Source organism: Nocardia sp. CA-120079, assembly GCF_050955745.1.
Taxonomy (GTDB): Bacteria; Actinomycetota; Actinomycetes; order Mycobacteriales; family Mycobacteriaceae; genus Nocardia.
Window position 1 is genome coordinate 4,174,679 of sequence record NZ_CP192088.1, and the last position, 22,242, is coordinate 4,196,920.

23 protein-coding genes and 2 pseudogenes are annotated in these 22,242 nt (G+C 64.2%); 18 read left to right on the forward strand and 7 right to left on the reverse strand.

From position 1 onward, the window contains the following. The first annotated feature begins 89 nt into the window (after positions 1-89). Positions 90-257, forward strand: a complete 168-nt coding sequence (locus ACQPYR_RS18900) for a hypothetical protein (RefSeq protein WP_433633970.1) — start codon at positions 90-92, stop codon at positions 255-257. 157 nt (positions 258-414) lie between these two features. Here ACQPYR_RS18900 and ACQPYR_RS18905 read toward each other — a convergent pair. The 5 genes and pseudogenes from ACQPYR_RS18905 to ACQPYR_RS18925 all read right to left on the reverse strand — a co-directional run. Then, positions 415-579: pseudogene (locus ACQPYR_RS18905) on the reverse strand (TetR/AcrR family transcriptional regulator); the annotation flags it as partial. Positions 580-599: 20 nt separating this feature from the next. Beyond that, a complete protein-coding gene (locus ACQPYR_RS18910; RefSeq protein WP_433633972.1) occupies positions 600-1,499 on the reverse strand; it encodes a glycoside hydrolase in 900 nt (299 codons plus the stop codon). A 93-nt stretch (positions 1,500-1,592) separates the two neighbouring features. Continuing rightward, entirely contained in the window at positions 1,593-2,003 is a 411-nt protein-coding gene (locus tag ACQPYR_RS18915; RefSeq protein ID WP_433633974.1) for a nuclear transport factor 2 family protein, read from the reverse strand. Between the two features lie 421 nt (positions 2,004-2,424). Further along, positions 2,425-3,552, reverse strand: coding sequence for an NAD(P)H-dependent amine dehydrogenase family protein (locus ACQPYR_RS18920; protein WP_433633976.1), 1,128 nt, complete (start codon positions 3,550-3,552; stop codon positions 2,425-2,427). A 186-nt stretch (positions 3,553-3,738) separates the two neighbouring features. Beyond that, positions 3,739-4,215, reverse strand: a complete 477-nt coding sequence (locus tag ACQPYR_RS18925; RefSeq protein ID WP_433633978.1) for a hypothetical protein — start codon at positions 4,213-4,215, stop codon at positions 3,739-3,741. A 50-nt stretch (positions 4,216-4,265) separates the two neighbouring features. On the opposite strand from ACQPYR_RS18925, the gene ACQPYR_RS18930 reads away from it, so the two are divergent. Together ACQPYR_RS18930 and ACQPYR_RS18935 are read left to right on the forward strand one after the other, a co-directional pair. After that, positions 4,266-4,679 carry a nuclear transport factor 2 family protein gene (locus ACQPYR_RS18930; RefSeq protein ID WP_433633980.1) on the forward strand — a complete coding sequence of 138 codons (414 nt, stop codon included), beginning with the start codon at positions 4,266-4,268 and terminating at the stop codon, positions 4,677-4,679. Beyond that, the gene (locus tag ACQPYR_RS18935; protein ID WP_433633982.1) at positions 4,676-5,224 is read left to right on the forward strand and encodes a nuclear transport factor 2 family protein; all 549 of its coding nucleotides are present in this window, start codon (positions 4,676-4,678) and stop codon (positions 5,222-5,224) included. The genes ACQPYR_RS18930 and ACQPYR_RS18935 overlap by 4 nt, the downstream gene beginning before the upstream one ends. A gap of 16 nt (positions 5,225-5,240) precedes the next feature. On the opposite strand, the gene ACQPYR_RS18940 is transcribed toward ACQPYR_RS18935, so the two are convergent. Further along, complete coding sequence (locus ACQPYR_RS18940; RefSeq protein ID WP_433633984.1) at positions 5,241-6,107, reverse strand: IclR family transcriptional regulator; 867 nt, start codon at positions 6,105-6,107, stop codon at positions 5,241-5,243. 117 nt (positions 6,108-6,224) lie between these two features. Here ACQPYR_RS18940 and ACQPYR_RS18945 point away from each other — a divergent pair, with 117 nt between their 5' ends. From ACQPYR_RS18945 to ACQPYR_RS19010, 14 genes are all read left to right on the forward strand, one after another. Then, positions 6,225-6,662 carry a nuclear transport factor 2 family protein gene (locus ACQPYR_RS18945; RefSeq protein ID WP_433633986.1) on the forward strand — a complete coding sequence of 146 codons (438 nt, stop codon included), beginning with the start codon at positions 6,225-6,227 and terminating at the stop codon, positions 6,660-6,662. Positions 6,663-6,688: 26 nt separating this feature from the next. Beyond that, positions 6,689-7,546: an MlaE family ABC transporter permease gene (locus ACQPYR_RS18950; RefSeq protein ID WP_433633988.1), complete on the forward strand. Its 858-nt coding sequence runs from the start codon at positions 6,689-6,691 to the stop codon at positions 7,544-7,546. After that, complete coding sequence (locus ACQPYR_RS18955) at positions 7,546-8,400, forward strand: ABC transporter permease (RefSeq protein ID WP_433633990.1); 855 nt, start codon at positions 7,546-7,548, stop codon at positions 8,398-8,400. The genes ACQPYR_RS18950 and ACQPYR_RS18955 overlap by 1 nt, the downstream gene beginning before the upstream one ends. A gap of 3 nt (positions 8,401-8,403) precedes the next feature. Next, positions 8,404-9,711, forward strand: coding sequence for an MlaD family protein (locus ACQPYR_RS18960; protein WP_433633992.1), 1,308 nt, complete (start codon positions 8,404-8,406; stop codon positions 9,709-9,711). Next, on the forward strand, positions 9,708-10,745 hold the full coding sequence (locus ACQPYR_RS18965) for an MCE family protein (protein ID WP_433633994.1): 1,038 nt from the start codon (positions 9,708-9,710) through the stop codon (positions 10,743-10,745). Before ACQPYR_RS18960 ends, ACQPYR_RS18965 begins: the two co-directional genes overlap by 4 nt. A gap of 40 nt (positions 10,746-10,785) precedes the next feature. Beyond that, a complete protein-coding gene (locus ACQPYR_RS18970) occupies positions 10,786-11,805 on the forward strand; it encodes an MCE family protein (protein ID WP_433633996.1) in 1,020 nt (339 codons plus the stop codon). Further along, positions 11,802-12,917, forward strand: a complete 1,116-nt coding sequence (locus tag ACQPYR_RS18975) for an MCE family protein (RefSeq protein WP_433633998.1) — start codon at positions 11,802-11,804, stop codon at positions 12,915-12,917. Before ACQPYR_RS18970 ends, ACQPYR_RS18975 begins: the two co-directional genes overlap by 4 nt. Positions 12,918-12,933: 16 nt before the next feature. Then, the gene (locus tag ACQPYR_RS18980; RefSeq protein WP_433634000.1) at positions 12,934-14,055 is read left to right on the forward strand and encodes an MlaD family protein; all 1,122 of its coding nucleotides are present in this window, start codon (positions 12,934-12,936) and stop codon (positions 14,053-14,055) included. Beyond that, positions 14,052-15,320 carry an MlaD family protein gene (locus tag ACQPYR_RS18985; protein WP_433634002.1) on the forward strand — a complete coding sequence of 423 codons (1,269 nt, stop codon included), beginning with the start codon at positions 14,052-14,054 and terminating at the stop codon, positions 15,318-15,320. The genes ACQPYR_RS18980 and ACQPYR_RS18985 overlap by 4 nt, the downstream gene beginning before the upstream one ends. A 38-nt stretch (positions 15,321-15,358) precedes the next feature. Then, positions 15,359-16,087, forward strand: a complete 729-nt coding sequence (locus ACQPYR_RS18990; protein ID WP_433634004.1) for a hypothetical protein — start codon at positions 15,359-15,361, stop codon at positions 16,085-16,087. Positions 16,088-16,153: 66 nt separating this feature from the next. Then, complete coding sequence (locus tag ACQPYR_RS18995) at positions 16,154-17,356, forward strand: cytochrome P450 (protein WP_433634006.1); 1,203 nt, start codon at positions 16,154-16,156, stop codon at positions 17,354-17,356. 32 nt (positions 17,357-17,388) lie between these two features. Next, positions 17,389-18,225, forward strand: a complete 837-nt coding sequence (locus ACQPYR_RS19000) for a mycofactocin-coupled SDR family oxidoreductase (protein ID WP_433634008.1) — start codon at positions 17,389-17,391, stop codon at positions 18,223-18,225. 14 nt (positions 18,226-18,239) lie between these two features. Beyond that, a complete protein-coding gene (locus ACQPYR_RS19005; RefSeq protein WP_433634010.1) occupies positions 18,240-19,241 on the forward strand; it encodes an NAD-dependent epimerase/dehydratase family protein in 1,002 nt (333 codons plus the stop codon). A 28-nt stretch (positions 19,242-19,269) separates the two neighbouring features. Then, a complete protein-coding gene (locus ACQPYR_RS19010; RefSeq protein ID WP_433634012.1) occupies positions 19,270-20,274 on the forward strand; it encodes a LacI family DNA-binding transcriptional regulator in 1,005 nt (334 codons plus the stop codon). Between the two features lie 167 nt (positions 20,275-20,441). On the opposite strand, the gene ACQPYR_RS19015 is transcribed toward ACQPYR_RS19010, so the two are convergent. Beyond that, positions 20,442-21,890, reverse strand: coding sequence for an aldehyde dehydrogenase family protein (locus ACQPYR_RS19015; RefSeq protein WP_433634014.1), 1,449 nt, complete (start codon positions 21,888-21,890; stop codon positions 20,442-20,444). Positions 21,891-22,119: 229 nt separating this feature from the next. Between ACQPYR_RS19015 and ACQPYR_RS19020 the strand changes: the two are divergent. After that, a pseudogene (locus ACQPYR_RS19020) lies at positions 22,120-22,239 on the forward strand (IMP dehydrogenase); the annotation flags it as partial. Positions 22,240-22,242: the final 3 nt, after the last annotated feature.

A 22,242-nucleotide genomic window follows, 5' to 3' on the forward strand; every position in this document is an offset into this window, starting at 1 on the left:
CTGTGCATCAACGATAGCGCCGTTGCGGACACGCGGTAACCAGGCGCTCTTCGAGGTCGACAGCGACGGTATCAGTCGAGGTCGGCGCGGTGAGCAGTGATGACATCGACGATGAGATCGACGGTGTATTCGAACTCGCGATCGCGGTCCAGCGCGCCAGCTGGGGTGCGGCCAGGGTGACTTGTGGTAGCCCGGATGCCTCGAGCGCGTGCCGGCGTTCGGCGATTCCGTCGGCGTCGCTGATGCCGAATGTGTGAGGCGGCGGAATTCGTATGCCAGCGCACGCAGGCCGGCTTTGATCGAGTCCGTCGGCTCAGGCATTCGGAGTTGCTCGAGAATGTGTTCGGCGACGGTGTCGAGCAGGTCGTCTTTGCCGTCGAGGTCGGGATAGAGGCTTTTGGCGTCGACGCCCAGCGTGCGGCTGACGGATCGCATGCTCACCGCGGCGATGCCCTCGGTGTCGATCACCGCGAGCGCGGCGTCTCGAATCGACGCGCGCGAGAGCTGTGCCTGCGCATTCGGTGGCCGTCCGCGCCGAGGCGGCTCGGTCGTCGCTGCTGCGCTGGACTCGGCGACCATCGGCGCGCGCGTCGAGGAGATCAACTATCGGGCTGTTCGATGAACTCCGGGTAGACCGTGCAATGGCGGACCGTGCCTGATATCTCGGGAAGTTCGAGAGGTGTTGTCCACGTTCGGAAGTCGTCGTAGCAGTCGCTGTAGAAGTATCGGTGCTCGGTGTAGGCGTCGAAGTAGATGCGCCAGCCACCGTCGGGGAGTGCGATGACGCACTGTCCTTCGACGGGAGCGCCCCAACCGGCCCAATCGTCGGTCGCCACAAAGGTGTACGGGCCGAGCAGGCGGTCGGCGACGGCGAGTTCGATGTATTTGGTGGACTCGTTTTTGGTGAACGCGTAGTAGCGCCGGTCGACGCGGACCACGGTGGTGTCGATATAGCCGTAGGAGGTGTTGTCGGGCTGGGCCAGTCCGATCATCGGCCTCGGTACACTCCATGAGCGCAGTTTCGAGTCGGCGGTGATCAGGTGCGGTGTGAACCGGTAGCCGTCGGAGAGTGACACGATAACGTTGATGCTTCGGTCCGTATCGATGAACCACTCCGGTGCCCAAGTCGATGTCACGCCCGGTAGCGGCACCGTGATGTCGTAGAGGTGACTCCAGTTCAGCCGGTCCGCGCTGTAGGCGAAGCCGATGGTTCGCCCTTCCCAGCCGGTGGTGTAGGTGAGGTAGTAGTAGCCATCGACATTGCGAAACACGCTGGGATCGCGCAGCAGGCCCGCCGGCGGCCGGTAGGCGGGCCCGGACAGCTGCCGGAAGGTGATCGCATCGTCGGATTCGTAGACGTACAGATCGGTTTCGCTGTCATTGGTGAATGCGGTCATGGTGTATCGCGGTACCGAACGCGGTGGCTGCGTCGCCGCGGCGTGCCCGGCGGCGGGCAGCGCTGCGGCCAACGCCAGCAACGATCTTCGGCTGAGCGGCATGCGCTGATTGTGCCGTGAAGTCGTCTGAATATTTGTCGACACGCCGCGTGGTATCGGTGGGCCTAAAGGCAAGGCCTGTCCGGCCTTTCGAGATCAATCCTTGCGCATCCAGGCGAGCATGATGCGAGCCTTGCGGAGTCGCCAGCCTGCCGATGTCCGCACCGCGGTGCCGGCCAGTCGCAGGCCGCCGGTCTGGTGGGGCGGTTGGCCGTCGCGGTAGTAGTACACGAGCGAGTTCGCCGAGGCCGCTGCCTGGTCGCCGTCGACCTGCACCAGCAGATCAGTGGTCGTGTGCTGAGTGAGTTCGCCCTCGACCTGAGACTGCCGCATGAACTCGGCGACCTTGTCGATGCCGCGGACTTGGATGCGCGGCGAGTGAACCTCCACATCATCGGTGAAGACGGTGTCGACATCCTCGTACCGCACCTCGTCGAGCAGGCGGGCGAAGCGGGTGAACAGGTCGGCGATTTCGATCCGGTCGGCGATCAGAGTATCCGTGGACATGACATCCTCTTTCGTTGGTAACACCAACATTGGCAACGCCAACTATACATAGTTTTCATTGGCTGTGCCAATGAAATATGGAGATGTCGTCGATCACACCCGCGCACGCCCGGCTGCGGTGGCGGAATGTATTCTGCTGCAACGGGTTTGCGCGATGCGCGTCCTGGCTCGATGTAGGTGGCGACTTCGCCATGGGCTCCCACTGACAACGCGGATCGCCGCCGTGCGATCCACGCGTCTTGCGTAATCCCCAAGTACCGCAAGGCCTCGCGCTCTGAAAATGCCAGTCCCGCCGACGAATAGCGCAGGATTTGGAACCCGCGCTGGCCTCGGGCGCCGCACAGTGTCGGCAGGCTGGTCACGCGAGGTGTTCGTAATGCTGCCGATCAGATGGCGACAGCATCGCGAGGACCACAGCTCCTCACCACAGCGCCGCGGCAATGGGTGGCAGATCGTGGGCGGTGCGGATGCCTGGTGCTGCGGCACAGAGGTGGGGGATGGTGTTGACGGCGCGGTTGGCCGCGTAGGTCGGCGATGCGGCATTCGCCTGGGTCGACGTTTCTCCGGGCAGTAGGTCGACCTCGAGGGGTGTGTCACCTTCGACCGAGATATGCCATCCGGTCGGGCGTAGTGGCCAGTCGGTGCTGATGTTGGTGCTGCAGTATCGGGTTGAGCGGAACTGCAGTAGCGGTTTGCCGCGGCGGGTGCCGGAGACTGTGATCCGTTGTGCGATAACGGTTCCCTTGCGGAATACGGCGGCGCCGACCTGGACGTCCTGGTTGGCGGTGGCGAGTTCGCCGCGGACCTCGATTGCGTCGAGTGGTGGGCCGAAGGCGTCGGCGGCCAGGCGCAGTGATGGGCCGATTGTGCGGCGGGCTTGGGTCAGGCGGTGCGGCTCGAATGTCGCTTGGCTTGTGCCGAAGCCCATGCCGAGCAGTGTCCATGGGGTTTCGGAGTCGGTGAGGTCGGTGTATTCGTCGATCATCATGTGGTCCAGGCGTTGTTGGATCGAGCCGAGTGTGATGGGGATGGTTTCGGTGATGAAGCCGGGACTGTGGCCGGTGCTGTGGATCGAGGCTCCGCCGGACCAGCATGCCGCTTCCACGCGTGCGTAGAGGGCTTGATCCATGCTGGTCGGATGATGGAATATGCCGTGGGTGGTCACGATATTCGTGCCGGTGGCCAGTAGTCGGCAGACGGTGTCGATGTCGAGGACGCGCGGTGTGTAGACCACGCAATCGGCACCCAGTTCGATGATTTCGTCGATATGGCCGGTGGCGGTGATTCCGGTGTCTGTCGGCAGTTGGCACAGGCGGCCCGCGTCGGTGCCGATTTTGTCCGGGGTGTGGGTGTGGACCCCGACCAGCGTGAGGGTGGGATGTTCGATGAGGGCGCGCAGAGCGGGTCGGCCGACATTCCCGGTGGCCCACTGGACTACCCGGTGCCGTCGCGCCGTTTGCTCGATTGTGGTGTGCGGCAAGGGATTCGTTTCGTCTCGGTGGCGGCCGGTCGGTGTCACGGTCGCCCCAGGCGCAAGGATGCTGCCCATCGGCCGATGCTCCACCGATATCGTCGGCTACTCCGAAACAGTCTCTGCGCCGCGGTCGGGTCGAGGTAGAGCCGAGTGAGTGTGGTGCTGCTGATGCGCCAGCGACCTGTCGCTCCGGTCACGGCGGTCAGCCGCGCGTATGTCATGACGGATCCGCCTGCAGGCGAGTCGATTTGATGCCTGTGATCACCCACCGGCCATCGCGAATGCCATAGTCGTGTCCACATCGGTGTCATCGGCGAGTACGGTGCCGAACGCGGACACATCCCTGGTGTCGAGAGTGCGGAAATAACGCGCTTTGAGCGACTCGATCACGTTGATCGCCTGCAATATCTGTGGATCCACCGCGGTTTCCACTCGCCTTCCTGGTTGTCGACGATCGGTACCTGCCGCGCCGTCGTGAAAGAAATTCCCGCGGCCGCCCAGTGCTATCGAATATTCGATGAGATCTATCGAATAGATGGCAAAATCGTAGGTTGGTGGTGAACACGCGTCAAGCTGGGCCGGAGGGTTCGTCGGCCGCGAGTCCCCATTCTCGGCGGAAGTGGCGAGTCCTTGGGCTTGACGCGTTTTCGCAGGCCCGCTTAAGGTGCTGTCAAATATTCGATGCACTACATCGAATATTCGATAATGATCGTTGCTCTGCCGCTGGAATTTCTTCACGACGGTGCCGCAGCCGCGATCGTCGACAACAGGAAGAGCAGGAACAGCGGGTGGATCCGGATGCAATGCAGGCGATCAACGCGATCGAGTCGCTCAAAGCGCGCTATTGCCGCACTCTCGACACCAAGGACTGGGCGGCAGTCGGCTCCGTCCTCGCCGATGACATCGACGTGGACACGACGGCGCTGGGCGGTATCCGTGTCACGGGCGCGGCGAACTACGTGGCTGCGCTGCAACGTGATTACGGCGACGCGGTGACGGTTCATCACGGGCACATGCCCGAAATCGCGATCACCGCCGCGGGTGCGGCGACCGGAACATGGGCGGTGCAGGTGCTGCTGGTCAAGCCGGACGGCAAACGCCTCCTGGCATTCGGCCACCACAACGATACCTACGGCATTCGCGATGGCCGGTGGGTGATCACAGGCATCAAATCGACTCGCCTACAGGCGGATCCGTCATGACCTATACGCGGCGAACCTTCATGATCGGGACCGGGGCGGCGGCCTTCGGTCTGGCTGCGGCGGTGTCGGGACGTGTGTCCGCGGCTCCCGGTGACGAGGCGCCGCCGGATCCGACGGCGGCGGTGGCGGCCGTCTGTGCGATCAAACAGGTCAAGGCGCGCTATTTCCGGGCGGTCGATACCAAGGACTGGGAGCTACTCGAGCAACAGGTCACGCCCGACGTCGTGATCGACACAACCGGGTCGGCCGGAATCGTCACGACCGGCGCGGCCGCCTTCATCGCGTATCTGAAGCTGACCGTCGGTGCTGCCCGGACCGTCCATCAGGGGCACATGCCCGAAATCGAGGTGCAGTCACCTAACACCGCGACCGGGGTGTGGGCGCTGCAGGATCTGTTGATCTTTCCGGGCAACATCCGAGTCATCGGATTCGGGCACTACCACGAAACCTACGCATTCGACGGTGATCGCTGGCGCATCAAAAGCTCGAAACTCACCCGCGTCTACCTCGACCCGCTCGCGGAGGAGAAACTGTTCGGTATGTGAGGACCGTGTCGCCCGGTCAGGCCTCGGGCCGGGCAACACTGGTGATCGCGGTCGTTATCCGGATCAGGTGCTGGCCGATGGTCTCGGTCTGTTCCCGCGGGAGTTCGCCGAGGGGGTGGACCGAGAGCAGTAGCGCCGCGTGTCCTTGCGGGTCGAGTACCGGCGCGGTGATGGCGGATATCGGGTGGGGCTGAGCGGAGGTGACGTCCGGAAATCCGAGCGTGGTGAATTCCACGCGTAGCTGGTCGAGGGTCTCCTGGATATTCGATGGGAGTGCGATCGTGCCGGTGTCGAGCGTGCCGATGAGGCTGGCGGCTTGTCCGATGGCGGGTGAGGTGTAGTCCACATCGAATCCGCGGCCGCGAATCCGGTTCAGCGCCTCGTTCAGGCGCTCGGCTATCGCCGTATTCGTGGACGCGGCCCGCTGGATCCAGGCGCGGCGTTCCTCGGCGGTGTCCCAGGCCGCGAACACGGCGCCGAACGGCGGCGCGTAGGGGATGCGATCACCGGGCCATGGTCGCTCGCCGCCCTCGAACGCGGTGATCACCAACGAGTCGGCGACTCTCTCGGTTACCGATGCGGCATAACCGAATTCGGCCGTAAGCCCGACCGCGGCGGCCCGCGCGGCCTCGACGAATGGGCGCGTGTTCACCGCCGCTGCCACGACGGCGAGCCCGGGGCCGAGCGCATAGGCCTTGCCCGCTGGATCGCGGGTGGCCCATCCGCGGTCGCACAGGGTCTTCAAGATCGCATGCGTGGTAGCCAGGGTCATATCCAGTTCGCGCGCGATGTCGCTGTAGCGGAGGCGCACGTTGCCGCGACGTGCCAGCAACTCCACGACATCGATGACACGTGCGGTCGGTGCCGAACTCGCACCACGCATCTTGACTCCCTTCCCGGTCTGCCCTACGGTCGAACCATCGAATATTTGATAGAGGTTATCGACTATTCGATAACCCTATCTGAGGGTGACTCGCGACGCAAACCGAGGGAAACATCCATGGCCCCACCGGACATTCTCATCACTGTCCACGAACTGACGCAGGCAAAAGCGCGATACTGCCTGGCCGTCGACACCCAGGACTGGGTGGCCCTCACCGATCTGATGGCCCCGGACATCGAACTGGACGTCAGCCACAGCAACACCGGCGTCCCCGTCATCACCGGCCGAGACAACGCGGTCGCGATGATTCGCACCGCGCTGACCGGCGCTCGCACCGCCCATCAGGTCCACACACCGCTGATCGACGCGGACGGCGACGAGGCCAGCGTCATCTGGGCCATGCAGGACCGCGTCGTATGGGACAACGGGTCGGCAGTGACCGGATACGGGCACTACCACGAACGCTGGGTACGCCGCCGCCACGATGGCTGGAAACTCGCCTCGCTCACCTTGACTCGGCTGATCACCGAACAATCCGGCCCGACAGACAGATAGAGGCATTCATGATGGCGCGGGCAACGATGCCGGTGACTTCGACCGAGATCGCGGAGCGGTCCGCGGTCGGTGAGATCAAGCAATGGGCGGGCGGATATCTGCGCCGTCATCCCGGTGCATCACTGGAAACCGTCGGTGGACAGGTCATCCTGGCCGTGCGAGCGATCCAGTACCTGTTCGTCGACATCGTCACGGGCAAGTTCCCGTTCCGTGAATTCGTGCTGCAGGCGGTGTTCATGGCCAAGACCTCCTACGTGCCGACCATCGCCGTGGCGATCCCGATCAGCGCGACGATGTCGATTCTGTTCGGCCTGCTGGCCGGTCAGGTCGGGGCGACCTCGCTCGCCGGTGCCGCGGGGGGCTTGGCGGTGATCCGGCAGGCGGCGCCGATGGTTACGGCCATCCTGTTGGCCGCTGCCGTCGGATCCGCCATCTGCGCCGACCTCGGAGCGAGAACGATCCGCGAAGAGATCGACGCGATGGAGGTCATGGGGGTCTCGCCACTGCGGATGCTGGTGGTGCCCCGCTTGGCCGCAGGCATCGTGGTCGCGCTCGGGCTGACGGTTCTGAGCGCCTTCGTCGGATTTCTGGCCGGATACCTATTCAACGTCTATGTCCAGGACGGCACCTCGGGAAGCTATCTGGCTACGTTCTCCTCTTTCGCCAGGATCGGCGACCTCTATCTGGCGATGGTGAAGGCCGTGGTGTTCGCCGTCATCGTCACCGTTGTCGCCTGTGAAAAAGGCCTGAGCACCAAGGGCGGTCCAGGAGGCGTCGCGAACTCCGTCAACGCCGCCGTCGTCGCATCCATCATCATGCTCATGCTGGTGAATGCGGGATTCACCGAGTTGTACACCATCCTCTTTCCGAGGACGACGCTCTGATGGCGTCGCGCTACTATCCGCCAGGAATCCGGCCGGTCGTAGTAGCCGGGACCACGGTGGCGGTTCCGGTCATGCGGCTGGGGTACATGGTCACCTTCTTCGGCCGTGTACTGGGCGGTATTCCCGTGGTGCTGCGGCACTATCGCGCGGAGTTCCTCCGTATTCTGTCGAATGTGACGTGGGGAAACGGCTCCATCGTCGTGGGCGGCGGAACCGGGCAGGTCGTTCTCGTGCTCGGCGCAGCGGCGGGGGCGATCGTCGCCATCGAGGGCTTCAGCGCACTGAAACTGCTTGGCATGGCACCGGCTACCGGGATGATCGCCTCGACGGCGGTGACCCGTGAATTGGCGCCCATCATGTCTTCGATCGCCTTCGCTGCGCAGGCGGGCTGCCGTTTCACCGCGCAGTTGGGATCCATGCGCATCGCGGAGGAGATCGACGCTCTCGACTCGATAGCGATCCGCCCGATACCGTACCTGGTCACGACGAGGATGCTGGCTTCGATCGTGGCGATGATTCCGCTGTACCTGGCCTGCCTCGCGACCAGCTACCTGGCCGTCGAAATCGTCGTCGGTCTGTCCGGCGGCCAGTCCCCAGGTACCTACGAACACTATTTCCGCTTGGTGCTCAGCGGCACCGACATTATCTATTCGCTGTCGAAGGCGCTCGTCTTCGTCATCATTACCACGACGATCCAGTGCTACTTCGGTTTCTACGCCTCGGGCGGCCCGCAAGGGGTCGGCGTGGCGGCCGGGCGTGCGATGCGCGCGAGTATCACCGCGATGATCTTCGTGAATCTGCTGATGACCATGACGCTGTGGGGCTTCGACTCCGGCGCGAGAATCAGTGGGTAACAGATGTCGATTGCGTTCGAATCCGACGGCAAGGTCCTGCCCGACTGGCAACTGCTTCTGCGCGGGACTGCCTTTCTCTTGGTCATCGTGACGGCCGCGGCCCTGATGATCGCCAGATCGCAAGGCGTATTCCGGCACACCGTGCGCGTCACAGCGGTGCTGGTCAATGTGGGCGACGGCTTGCCGGTGAAATCCGATGTGAAGTATCAGGGCGTTCTGGTCGGTCAGGTCGACAGTGTGACGCCGTCGAGCGACGGCGGCCCGAATTACGTGCAGATCGATCTGAAACCCGAACATGTGCAAGGGATTCCGGCGACGGTGACCGCACGTGTGGTGCCGAGCAACGTATTCGCGGTGCCGTCGGTCCAGCTGGTCTACCAGGGCGGCGGTGCACCGCTGGCCGCGGGTGCGCACATTCCCGAGGACCAGAGCCTGGATACGGTCCGGCTGCAGACATCCTTGACCGCGCTGAGCCGAATCGTCGCCGCCGCAGGGCGTTCGGAATCGGATCCGACACTCGGGGTCTTGGCCGTCGTCGAACGCGCCACCAGCGGCCGCGGCGCCGAGGCCGTCCGGGCCGGTGCCGAACTGACCCGTATCTCGGAGGCGTTCAATGCGGCGATGGCTCCCGACGGGACCGCATCGACACTCGATGCACTTGCGGATGCCCTTGCCGGACTTCGGAACTCGGCGCCCGACCTGATGAGCGCAGTGCACAATGCGGTGGGGCCGATGCGTGCGGTGGCAGGGCGCAGCGACCAGCTGGCGACCTTGCTGGCGGGCGGGCTGACCACCTCCACAACGATCGGCACCGCCTTGGGGAACAACACGGCGACGATCACCGACATGACCGCGAAGCTGTCCCCGGTGGTCGGCACTATCGCCGTGGGAAGTCGCAATTTTGTCCAGATGACCACGTCGCAGACCCGGTTGGCCCGGACGTTTCTCGGGCTGTGGGACACCGCGGATCAGAACGTCACGGCCAAGGTCATCGTCGAGCTGACGCCGCATCGGCAGTACACCCGCGCCGATTGCCCGCGCTACGGCGATCTCGAGGGGCCGAGTTGCCGCACGGCCCCGGTCGGTGGGCCCACCATCATCGGCCCGAATGCGGCTGCACCGGCGAGTTATTCGTCGCCGATCGGAGGAAATGTGGGTCCGGTCGGTAGCAGTCAGGAGCAGCAGCAGATCGAATCGATTCTCGGCGTCGGGCCGAATCCCGCGGCAGACATCCTGTTCGGCCCCTTACTCAGGGGCAACGACGTGAAGCTCGCCCCGGCACCGGATGCCCCGACAGGAGAGCCGCGATGAGCTACCGCAAACCGTTGCTCGGCCTGATCCTTTTCCTGGTGGTCTCGATCGGGCTGACCTGGACGATGTACGTGACACTGTCACGTGACGTCAGTGGGAAGACCGACACGTACTCCGCGATCTTCACCGACGTATCGGGACTGCACGCGCGCGATGACGTACGCATGGCCGGGGTGCGAGTCGGGCGAGTAAAAGCTGTCGAACTCGAGGGAACCCGCGCGAAGGTGACCTTCGAGGTCCAGCGCGGCCAGGTGTTGTACGGCAACACGGCAGCGTCGGTCATCTATCAGAATCTCATCGGGCAGCGCTATGTCGGACTGTCGCTGCGGGAATTCGGCGATCCGAAGGTCTTGCCGCCGGGCGGACAGATCCCGGTCGAGCACACCGAGCCTTCGTTCGATATTTCCAAGCTGCTAAACGGATTCGAGCCGCTGTTCAGCATGCTCGATCCGAAACAGGTCGACAACATCAGTGCGGCGGTGGTGCGGGCGCTGCAGGGCGACGATGGCGCGATCACCACTTTGATCGCCGAAACCGCTTCGCTAGCAAAGGCATTCGCGGGGCCGGACCAGGTGCTGGGGCAGGTGATCGACAATCTCGGCGCGGTACTGGGTGATATGTCCAAGCAGAGCGGCAATCTGAAGACGGTGGTGCAGCAGACGCGCAGGATCTTCGATGCGTTGGCGCAGCAGCGTGATGTGCTGTTCGAGCAGGTCGATTCGATCTCCGGTGTGCTGGGCCGTGCCGCGGAAGTAGTGCGCGGTGCCAGTCCCTCGATCAATGCGTTCGTCGATCGGCAACCAGGATTCGCCCAGCACTTCATGGACAACAAGCAGAAGTTCGCCGCGCTGGGTTTCAATTTGCCGTTCCTGCTGAAGGGAATGGCCCGGGTTACCGACAACGGCGCCTATGTGGACGCGTATCCCTGCGATGCGCAGGTCAGCATGCTGCCCGGATTCGATCCACTACTGGCGGCGATTCTCGGGGCGAGCAACCCCGGCGGCAAGGTCGAGAACTCGGCGATCTGCAGGTGAGGCAGCGATGATACGACGACTGAAAAGTGTATGGCAGGGTATGCGCGCCCGCCCGCTCGAGGACCGCAGCAAATTGGGGATCGGCCTGGTCGCGGTCACCGTGGTCGCGGTGGTGCTCGGGGTGACGGTATTCGTGAATTCGATGCACCTGGGGGAGCAGACTTATCGGGCCGATTTCGCGCAGGCCGCGGGTCTCGGCTCCGGCGATGCAGTGACCCTCGCGGGTATCCAGGTCGGCACTGTGACCGGGACGAGGCTGGCCGGGGACCACGTGGTGGTGACCATGAAGCTGCGCCGCGGCCTACCGCTGGGGTCCGATACCGGGGCCGCCATCAAACTGACGACGCTGCTCGGGTCGCGCTATGTCGAACTCCGTCCCGCCGGGTCGGGCCACCTGCGCGGTAATTCGATCGCGCTGTCTCGTACCGAGGTGCCCTACGACCTGCAAACCGCACTGCAGAATGCCACTACGACCTTCAGCAGCATCGATGCCGATCGGGTCGCGCGGACGATGAATGCCTTGTCCGAGCAACTGCGCGGTACACCGGCGTTGATGCCCGAAATCCTCGGCAATATCAGGTCGCTGTCCTCGGTGATCGCCGATCGTCGCACTCAGATCGGTTCACTGCTGAACGGTACCGAGCAGGTGCTCGAGGTGCTGCACGAGCAGCAGGCGGACCTGGCGGCGATGGTCGGTCAGGGGCGAAATGTGTTGGAGCAGATCATTTCTCGACGGCAGGCGATAGAAGGGTTGCTGACGGCGGCCACCACACTTGTCCAACAGCTGAAGCCCATCGCGGTGGATGACGGGCCGGAAATCCAGCAGCTGATCACCGATCTGACGCAGATGACGGCGATGATCGCCGGGCACGACGACCTGTTGCGCAACATATTGCAGATCCTGCCGGTGCCGTGGCGGTTGTTCGCGAACGCATCGGGGTCCGGCCAGGAATTGGCGGCCAATGCGCCCGACGGCATGTTCATCGATTCCTTCATGTGCGCGCTGAGCGGATATGCGAAACAAGTGAACCAGCAACCGTATTACCAGGACTGCAAATGAGTAGCGTGATTCGAGGAGTGAAGCTGGCGTCCGTCGCGCTCATCGGTGCCGTGGTCGCCGGATGTTCCAGCGGCCCGCCGGGCGGGCTGACCGATACCTCGATCACCATTACCGCGCAATTCGCGAATGCGAATGGTTTGTACACCGGCAATGCCGTCTCGGTACTCGGTATGCGGATCGGCAAAGTCGTCGACATCCAGGCGCGGGCGACGCACGTCGACGTCACCATGGATATCGACAAATGGGTCAAGATTCCGGCCGATGCCCTGGCGGTTGTCGTGTCGGACTCCGTGCTGACCGACCGGCATGTAGAACTCACTCCGGTATATCGCGACGGTCCGGCGCTAGCCGACCACACCGTCTTGAGCACCGATCGCACCAGGACCCCGGTGGATTTCGACAGCCTGCTCGCGATGGTCGACAAACTGTCCACCTCGCTGGGAGGGGACGGCAAAGGCCAGGGACCGGTCGGTGGTCTGCTCGATGTGGGCTCGCAGATCGTGGCCGGCAATGGGAATAATCTGCGCGATGCGATGAGCGAACTGTCGCGCGCAATGCAGCTCGGTCCGGACAATGGAGCTGCGACTCGTGCTGCCGTGACCTCGGTCGTGCAGAACCTCGATGCTTTGACCGCGGCCGCGGCCCGTAACGATCAGGCATTGCGAGAATTCGGTTCCGGTGTGCGGACACTCAGCGATATACTCGCCGACCTGAATTTGGGGGCGGGGGACACCGGGGCGAAACTCAATCAGATCATCATCGCGATGACCGATCTGCTGCAGCGTAATCAAGGCAATCTGCGGGCACTGGCTTCGAATTCGAACACGATCACCAAATCCATGGCCGACTACAACGACAATCTGGCGGAATTTCTCGACGTCTTTCCGCTGGTGACCGACAACGCGTACAACGCGATCGACCAGAATATCGGCGCACTGCGCGCCACGGTCGACTTGAACAAGTTCTTCCTCGACGGCCAGATGTTGAAGGCGGTCTGCAACCTGTTGGGGCTGAAGGAGCTCGGCTGTGCGACCGGAACCGCGCGCGATATGGGACCCGACTTCGGTATCGGCCAGATGCTCGCTGTCATGGCCGGCGCACCGCCGAAATAGCAGGGATGACTCGACTATGACGAAATTCGGTTCGCGACAACGCCTTCTCCGCATCACCGTGGTGGTGGCGGTATCGACCGCTGCCTGCTCGGCCACCGCCTGTTCGGTGACCCTGGACAAGCTCCCATTACCGGCGCCGGGCATCGGCGGCGAAAGCTATGGCTTGACGGCCACCTTCGCCAACGCGCTCAACCTGCCCGCCAAGGCGAAGGTCCGGCTCAATGGCGCCGATATCGGTGAGGTCGAGTCGATGCAGGCCGAAAACTACACGGCCGTGGTCGTGATGCGGATCAAATCCGGTGTGCGGTTGCCCGCCGGGACCACCGCTGAATTGCGTTCGGCCACACCGATGGGTGACGTGTTCGTCGCGCTCACCCCGCCCGCCGAGCCGGATCCCGCGGCTCCCGATCTGGGCGACGGCGCGCGCATTCCGCTGGCGTCGACATCGGCTGCGGCCACCATCGAGGAAGTTCTCACCAGGGCGGCCCTGTTCGTCAACGGCGGCGCCATCGAGAACATCACCAGCCTGGCCAATAGCCTCGGCGCGGCTGTCGGCGGGCGCGGTGATCGCCTGGCCGAACTGATCGAACAGACCAGACAGTTGGTGAACAATCTCGCGGTCCGGTCCGACCGGATCCGCGAAATCCTCGCGGCGACGGCCGATCTGAGCGCGACGATCGCCACGCAGCGGGCCGACGTCAGCGACGTTCTCGCCGCGGCCGGACCGGCCCTGGAGGTCATCGGCGATAACACCCGCGGCATTATCGATCTGGTCGGTCAGGTGAACCGGATCACCCAGCAGATCGCCCGATACCCCTCGGTCAACGGTACTAGCGACCGCAGCTTGATGGAATCGGTCAATTTGCTGGCCGACGGCATGAACACGGCAGCGAACAATCCCGACGCAAACCTCGACGCACTTATCGGACTGATCCCGCTGATCATGAAGGTGACGAGTGCGTCGTCGGCGCACGTGAATGTCGATGTCGCCCGGCTCGCGATCGGCGCGCTGCCGGATCCGAATACTCCGGCCGATGCTGGCGCCAGAATGCCGGACGCGACCGATTGGGTGAATTTCATCGGATCGCTGGAGTACACCCTCAACCGCTTGCGAGAAAAGGTCGAGCCGGGCCGATGAACACAGCCGTGATTCTGGAACCACCCGCGCGGGCGCTGGTATACACGGCGCGGCAAATGTCGCGCCACCGCCTGCTGACCTCCTGCATGGGCCTACTGCTCGTACTGGTCCTCGGGCTCGGATACCTGCTGTTGGGCTCTCTGCAACTCGATCCGTTCCGGTCGCAGTACCAGCTGCGAATCGAACTGACCCAATCCGGGGGACTGTTGCCCGATCAGGACGTCACGCTGCGCGGCGTCCGGGTTGGACGCGTGCGGTCGGTGGACGTCGATGGCGACAAGGTCGTCGCCGTTGCCGAAATCCGCTCGGGGGTGCGGATCCCTCGCGTAGGTGAGGTACGGGTCGCCTCGTTGTCGGCTGCGGGCGAACAGTATCTGGACTTCCTGCCGTCATCCGAGAACGGGCCATATCTGTCCGACGGTGACGTCGTAGGCAAAGAGCACACATCAACACCGGTTACGCTGGCCACCATGCTCGCCAGCATGAGCGGCACGCTGGCGCAGCTGGATCCGGCCCAGATCGAGGCGGTAGTGCGCGAACTCGGTGCGAGTTCTGCAGCACCGGAGAAACTGGCTGCCATCGCCGACGGCGGTACGTTCCTGCTCTCGACCCTGGATTCGGTTCTGCCGCAGACGGTTTCGCTACTGCACAACAGTAAGACAGTGCTGTTCACGTTGCGCGACGTCGCTCCGGGGCTGCAGGCGACCGCCGCCAACCTGTCACAGACGATGGCCGGAGTCGGATCGATGACCGGCGGCTACCAGACCCTGGTCGACAACACGCCGGGTGCGCTCACCGCGGTGGACAAGATCATCGCCGACAACTCGCCGATCATGGTGCAGTTGCTCGGCAACCTGGCCACCACGTCACAGATGGCCTACGTGCATGTGCCCGCGCTGCAAGAATTCTTCTTCCCACAGCAGCGCACCGGCTCGACGCTCGATGCCATCATCTCGGCCCTGCACGACGGCGGGGTGTGGGCCATTGCGAGTGTCTACCCGAAGCATGCGTGCGACTACGACCTGCCTCGCCTCCCGGGCACCATTCCGGATTCCCCGGAACCGTACCTGCACGCGCGGTGTACGGATACCGACCCGTCGATGATGCCACGCGGGGCGGCGAACGCGCCGCGGCCACCCGGCGACAACACGGCGACCGCTCCGCCCGGCGTGGATCCGCAGCAGCGCGCGGACCCGACACCGACCGGGCCGTACACCGTTCCGCAGCCGTACGGCGGCCCATTCGTGCAAGGGGGAGGGGGATAGCGCAGCGGGGGAACGACGATCGTGAACAGGAGACAAAGATGAACAAGAGCTCGGTGATAGCAATGGACAAGGTCGACGACTCGGTCTCGGGCGACGGCGGAAGTGTGACGTGCGATCAGTTGTCGGTCGCGAATCCCGATGTGAGCCACGATGATTCGGCGTTGCCGACCGTCGGTGCGGAAGTTTCCGCCACCGCCGCCACCACTGAGGACGACGCCGCTGAGGACGGTGCGGTCGCGGTCGCGGACGCCGTCGAGGACACCGGAAAATCCGGCCGCTCATGGCGCCGATGGCTGCCGCGTCCGCTGACCGGGATCCTGATGCTGTTCGTGGTGGTGTCGGTCATGCTCGCGGCGGTGTTCGGTTGGAAACTCGAGACCCGCAATGATCACGAAGCCGCTGGCACCGCGGCGTTGGCGGCCGCCGAGGACTACGCGACAGCGCTGACCAGCATCGACTCCTCACATATCGACAGCGATTTCGCGACCGTCCTGAACGGGGCTACCGGGGAATTCAAGAGCATGTACAGCAAATCGGCCGATCAGCTCAAACCGATGCTGCTGCAGGCCAAGTCGGTGAGCAAGGGACACGTCGTCGCCGCGAGCGTGCAGTCCGCTTCCGAGGACCACGCCGTGATCATGCTGTTCGTCGACGCCGAGATCACCAACATGACCAACCCGACGCCCCGCATCGACCGCAACCGCATCTTGATGACCATGGACCGCGTCGACGGTCGGTGGCTGACCAGCAAAGTCGAGCTGCCGTAGGCGGTCGGCCCGGGTACCCAACTGAAAAGACCGATACCGAAATTCGAGAAGGAGAGGTGAATCTCCGTGACCACCAGTGCGATCAGCGACATCTACTACGACCCCTACGATGTCGGACTCAATGCCGATCCCTACCCGATGTTCAAGCGGCTCCGTGAAGAGCTGCCCATCTATTACAACGAGCAGCACGACTTCTACGCGATCAGCCGGTGGGCCGATGTGAATGCGGGACTGCTCGATACGGGCACTTACAGTTCCGCACGCGGGGCCATCCTCGAGCTGATCAAGGCCGGAATCGAGATGCCGCCCGGAATTCTGATCTTCGAGGATCCGCCGGTCCACGATATCCACCGAAAGCTCTTGTCGCGCATGTTCACTCCGCGCAAGATCCGGGAACTCGAGGACAAGATTCGCCAGTTCTGCGTCCGCAGCCTCGATCCGCTGGTCGGTACCGGTCGGCTGGATTTCATCGCCGATATCGGCGCGCAGATGCCGATGCGCACGATCGGCATGCTGCTCGGCATTCCGGAGGAGGATCAGGAAGCGATCCGAGACTTCGCGAACGATCAGATGCGGACCGAGGAGGGCAAGCCGATGAAGGCCGCCTCCGAGGGACTGGCGACCGGCGACATCTTCTCCGCCTATATCGATTGGCGTGCCGAGCATCCCTCCGACGACATCATGACCGAGCTGCTCAACGTGGAGTTCGAGGACGAGCACGGAGTCGTACGACGCCTGACCCGCGATGAGTTGCTGATCTACGTGAACGTGGTTGCCGGTGCAGGTAACGAGACCACGACAAGGCTGATCGGTTGGGCGGGCAAGGTGCTCGCCGAACATCCCGACCAGCGGCGCGAACTGGTCGAGAACCCGCGGCTCATTCCGAACGCGGTCGAGGAACTGCTCCGGTTCGAGCCACCGGCACCGCACGTCGCGCGCTATGTGACCCGGGATGTCGAATTGCACGGCCGGACGGTTCCGGAGGGCAGCGTGATGATGAAGCTGATCGGCGCGGCGAACCGTGACCATCGCCAATTCCCGCCGGACGGAGACGTTTTCGATATCCATCGCGATACCCGCCAGCACCTGACCTTCAGTGTGGGGACGCACTACTGCATGGGCTCGGCGTTGGCCCGGTTGGAAGGCCGGATCGCGCTGGAGGAGATCTTGGCGCGCTTCCCCGAGTGGGAGGTCGACACGGCCAATACCAAGCTGTCGCCCACCTCGACTGTGCGTGGGTGGGAAACATTGCCCGCCTTCACATCCTGACCGACGAATCAACACAACGAAAAGAGGTAATCATGACCGGACGGGTCGAAGGAAAGGTCGCATTCATCACCGGCGCCGCGCGCGGCCAGGGTCGTAGCCACGCTGTGCGGCTGGCGCAGGAAGGCGCCGACATCATCGCCATCGACGTCTGCAAACAGCTCGACAATGTGCCGTTTCCGATGCCGACACCGGAAGATCTGGCGACCACCGCCGATCTCGTCAAGGCCGAAGGTCGGCGCGTGGTCACGGCAGAGGTCGACGTGCGCGACTACGCGGAACTGAAGGCGGCGGTCGACGGCGGCGTCGAGCAGTTGGGCCGACTGGACATCATCATCGCGAACGCGGGCATCGGCAATGAAGGTGGTCTGCTGGTCGATCTCGAGGAAAACCTGTGGGACGACATGATCGGCGTCAACCTGGGCGGTGTCTGGAAGACGGTGAAAGCCGGTGTGCCGCACATGATCTCGGCTGGTCGTGGCGGCTCGGTAATCCTCACCAGTTCGGTCGGCGGTCTCAAGGCGTACCCGCATGTCGGCCACTACGTGGCGGCCAAGCACGGTGTGGTCGGTTTGATGCGCACCTTCGCCGTCGAGTTGGGACAGCATTCGATCCGGGTCAACTCGGTGCATCCGACTCATGTCAGCACGGATATGTTGTTGAACGAGGGAACTTTCAAGCTGTTCCGACCCGACCTGGAGAACCCGGGCCCGAAGGATCTCGAGCCGATCTGCCAGATGTTCCACACCCTACCGGTGCCGTGGGTGGATCCGATCGATATCAGTAACGCGGTGCTCTACCTGGCATCGGAGGAATCCCGCTACGTGACCGGCGTACCTTTGCCGATCGACGCGGGCAGCATGCTGAAGTAGGGATGTCGGCGGCCATGACACAGTCGAAGAAGTTGGTCATCGGGGCCAGCGGGTTCGTGGGAAGCCATGTGACCCGGCGGTTGGCGACCGACGGTGCGGACGTGCGGGTGATGTTGCGCCCCACCAGTTCGACGCTGGGTATCGACGACCTCGATGTCGAGCGCGTTTACGGTGACGTCTTCGACGACGTCGCATTGCGCTCGGCGATGAAAGGGTGTGACGTCGTCTACTACTGTGTCGTGGACGCACGGATGTGGTTGCGCGATCCCGCGCCCCTGTTCCGAACCAATGTCGAAGGTTTACGGCATGTGCTGGACGCCGCCGTCGCGGCGGGGCCGGAGAAATTCGTCTTCACCAGTACCGCCGGAACGCTGGCAATCAGCGACCAGCGCCCGGTCACCGAGGGCGATCCGCACAATTGGAACGACGGCGGTCCCTATATCGCGGCCAGGGTCGCGGCCGAGGATCTCGTGATGCGCTACGTCCGGGAGAAATCCCTCCCGGCGGTGGCCATGTGCATCTCCACGACCTATGGCCCCGGCGACTGGGGGCCGACACCGCACGGTTCGGTGATCGCCCGGGTCGCCGCCGGGCGGTTTCCCTGCTATTTCGACTTCTCCTCGGAGGTGGTCGGCATCGAGGACGCCGCGCGTGCGATGGTCCTCGCGGGCTCCCGCGGCCGCCCCGGCGAGCGGTACATCATTTCCGACCGTTACATGAGCAGCCGCGAGCTCCATGAGATAGCCGCTGCCGCGGTGGGCGTGCGCGCACCGCGCATCAAGTTGCCCCTGGGAATGCTCTACCTCGCTGCCCGCGGCAACGACCTCGCCGCCCGTCTGATGAACCGCGACCTTCCCTTCGCCACAGTTGGTTTGCGCATGGCCGAGTTGATGTCGCCGCTAGATCACAGCAAGGCCGAGCGTGAACTCGGCTGGAAGCCCGAGCCGGTGGAGAATTCGATCCGCCGCGCGGCGGAGTTCTTCGAGCACCGCCGACGGGGACGGCAAACGGGATAGACGGGCAGCGGCGTGCCATCATGAGGCCATGGCCGCTCGCGAGGGTGACGCTCCGAGCGTCGAGGACAGGGTCGCGCGGCCGACCAACGCCGATGTCGCGCGGCTGGCGAACGTTTCGACCGCGACGGTCAGCTATGTCCTGAACAATGCCGAGGGCAAGCGGATTTCGGCGCGAACCCGGGAAGCGGTGTACGCCGCTGCCGAACAGTTGGGGTATCGGCCGAATGTCGCCGCGCGGAATCTGGCACGCGGCAAGGGGGGCGTGGTGCTGTACGTGGTGCCGCGGGTGGCGGTCGGTGACATGCCGATCGAGGCCGGTAACCGGATGACCACCGAACTCGCCCGCCACGGGTTGTTGCAGGTGCAGATCTTCCAGACCGAAGACGATCAGCAGGTCGTCGACGCCATCGGCAATCTCGATCCGACCGCGGTCGTCAGCATGTTTCCGCTGAGCGCTCGCGTACGCACCGCGGTGCGCGCGGCGAAGGTGCCGCATATCGAGATCGGACTGTTGCCCGCGCTCGGGGATCCGCTGCTGTCGGTCGGCACGTTGCGGGTCGGGCATCTGGTCTCGCGTGGGCACCGTAGGATCGCCTTCGCCTATACCGGAATCGCGAAATGGCGTGCCCTGGGCGACTATTGGTTCGAGGGCGTCGACCGGGCGGCACGCCTGCACGAGCTGCCGTCCGTCAGCGTCGGCGAGGTCACTCCGGACAATGTCGCGGCTGTGGTGGCCGGCTGGGTGCGCGACGGGGTGACCGCCGTGTGCGCACAGAGCGATGAGATTGCGGGCCTGGTGCTGTACGGCATCCACGAAGCCGGACTCCGCTGCCCCGACGACCTCGCTGTCATCGGTGTGGACGCAAACCCGATGGGAGCGTTCAGTTCACCGCCCTTGACCACCGTGGAGTTCGATCCCACCGCGGTCGCCAACGCCGCGATCGCGGCAGTCCTCACCGAGCTGGGGTATCCCGTGCTATCGGCTCCTGAGCCCACGGAGATCGCCCGGCTCGTCGTGCGCGCCTCGACCTAGACCGCGCGCTGCGAATATCGCCTATCGGAAATTCTCGTGGCAGGACGGCCTCGACGTAGGCTCTGGACAGCGCGCGGTTAAGCGCTTGATCCGGTGAAATCACCTCTACCAGCCGCATCCCCGGTGCGCGGGAACACCGTTGCCGCCGACAATCCGGGTCGACCCGCTCAGTGGCTGATATAGACCGACTTGATGTTGAAGTAGGACTCGATGCCCTTCTTGCCGCGCTCGCCGCCCCACCCCGACTGTTTGTGGCCGCAGATCGGCATCGAGGGGTCCGCCGCGAGCGCGGTGTTCACCCAGATCTGGCCGGCGCGGAGCTCGTTCACGACGCGGTGTGCGCGGCCGAGGTTTTCGGTCCAGATGGAGCCGGCGAGCCCGTAGTCGGTGTCGTTCGCGGCGGCGATCACCTCGTCCTCGTCGTCGAACGGGATTACCGAGCCGACCGGCCCGAAGATTTCCTCGCGGATGAGGCGCATGTCGGGGGTGGTGCCGGTGACGATCGTCGCCTCGTAGAAATAGCCGCGGCGGTCCATTGTTTTGCCGCCGGTTACCACCTGCGCGCCGCCGGCCACCCCGTCGTTCACGATGCCTTCCACGCGTTGGCGCTGCTTCTCGCTGATCAGCGGCCCGAGGACCGAGTTGGGATCATCGCTGCCGCCCATCGGCAGCATCTTGGCGAAGGCGGCGAGCCCGTCGACGACCTGTTCGTAGATGCCGCGCTGAACGTAGATGCGCGAGGTGCAGGAGCAGTTCTGGCCCGACCCGGCGAGCAAGCCCATGCCGGCACCCATGATTGCTTTGTCCAGATCGGCGTCGTCGAACATGATCAGCGGTGATTTGCCGCCGAGTTCGAGGGTGAGGCGCTTGAGGTTGCCTGCGGCCGCTTTGACGATCAGTCGTCCGACCTCCGTCGACCCGGTGAACGCGATCTTGTCGACGTCCGGGTGCGCGGTGAGCGCCGCGCCTGTGGTCTCACCGTAGCCGGTGATGACATTGAGGACACCGTCGGGCAGGCCCGCCTCGCGGAAGATTTCCTCCAGTTTCAGCGCGGTGAGTGGTGTCTCCTCGGCGGGTTTGAGGACAGCGCTGCAGCCCGCCGCGAGTGCGGGCGCGACCTTGAGCATCGCGACGAAGAACGGGCCGTTCCAGGGGATGATGAGGCCGACGACGCCGACCGGCTCGAGCTGAGTGAAGGTGTGGTAGTTCTCGAAGTGTCCGAGTAGTCCGTCGGATACGAGGTTGCTCGACTCGCCGTGGATCTTGCCGACCCAGCCGGCGTAGTACACCAGCATCTCGAGCGACACCTTGATGATCTGGCGCGCGGCCATCGCGTTCATGCCGTTGTCGCGGGCCTCGATCTCGGCGAGCTCGTCGGTGCGGGCCCGGATGATGTCCGCGGCGCGGAAGAGCACCTCCGCGCGGTGCGCGGCGGGCAGCTTGCGCCAGACACCCGACTCGAATGTTTCGCGTGCCCGGGCCACCGCAGCGTCAACGGTCGCCTGGTCGGAATCGACGACCTCCGCGATCAGCTCCTCGGTGGACGGGTCGAAGACCGGGATGATTCCCGAGCTAGGGCTTTCGACCGCAGGATCGATGTCGATGGTGTTACTCAATGTCCCTCATCCTTTCGCCGAGCCGCTCCGACACGGAGAAGCGCGATGCCTTCAGTTGTTGAGAACCCTGCGCTGTGCAGCACAGGAAAGATCTGGCCGCCTGCCGCCCGCAGGACTCGGGGCAGCGCCGACGGTTGGTCGAGGCTGGCCTTGCGTCCCGAGGCGAAGGATTCATGGTCGTTGTGGCTGAAGCTTAAGCGCTTAACCAGAACAGGTCCAGTACCTATCGATCCCGAGCCTGCGCACCCTCTCGGACGTAATGGGCACCGGCTGGTACGCCGCCGTCGCCGCCGAAGTACGGCCCGGCGCGACCGTCGTCAGTGACGGCGCGGTCGAGCTCAGCGCGGTGAGC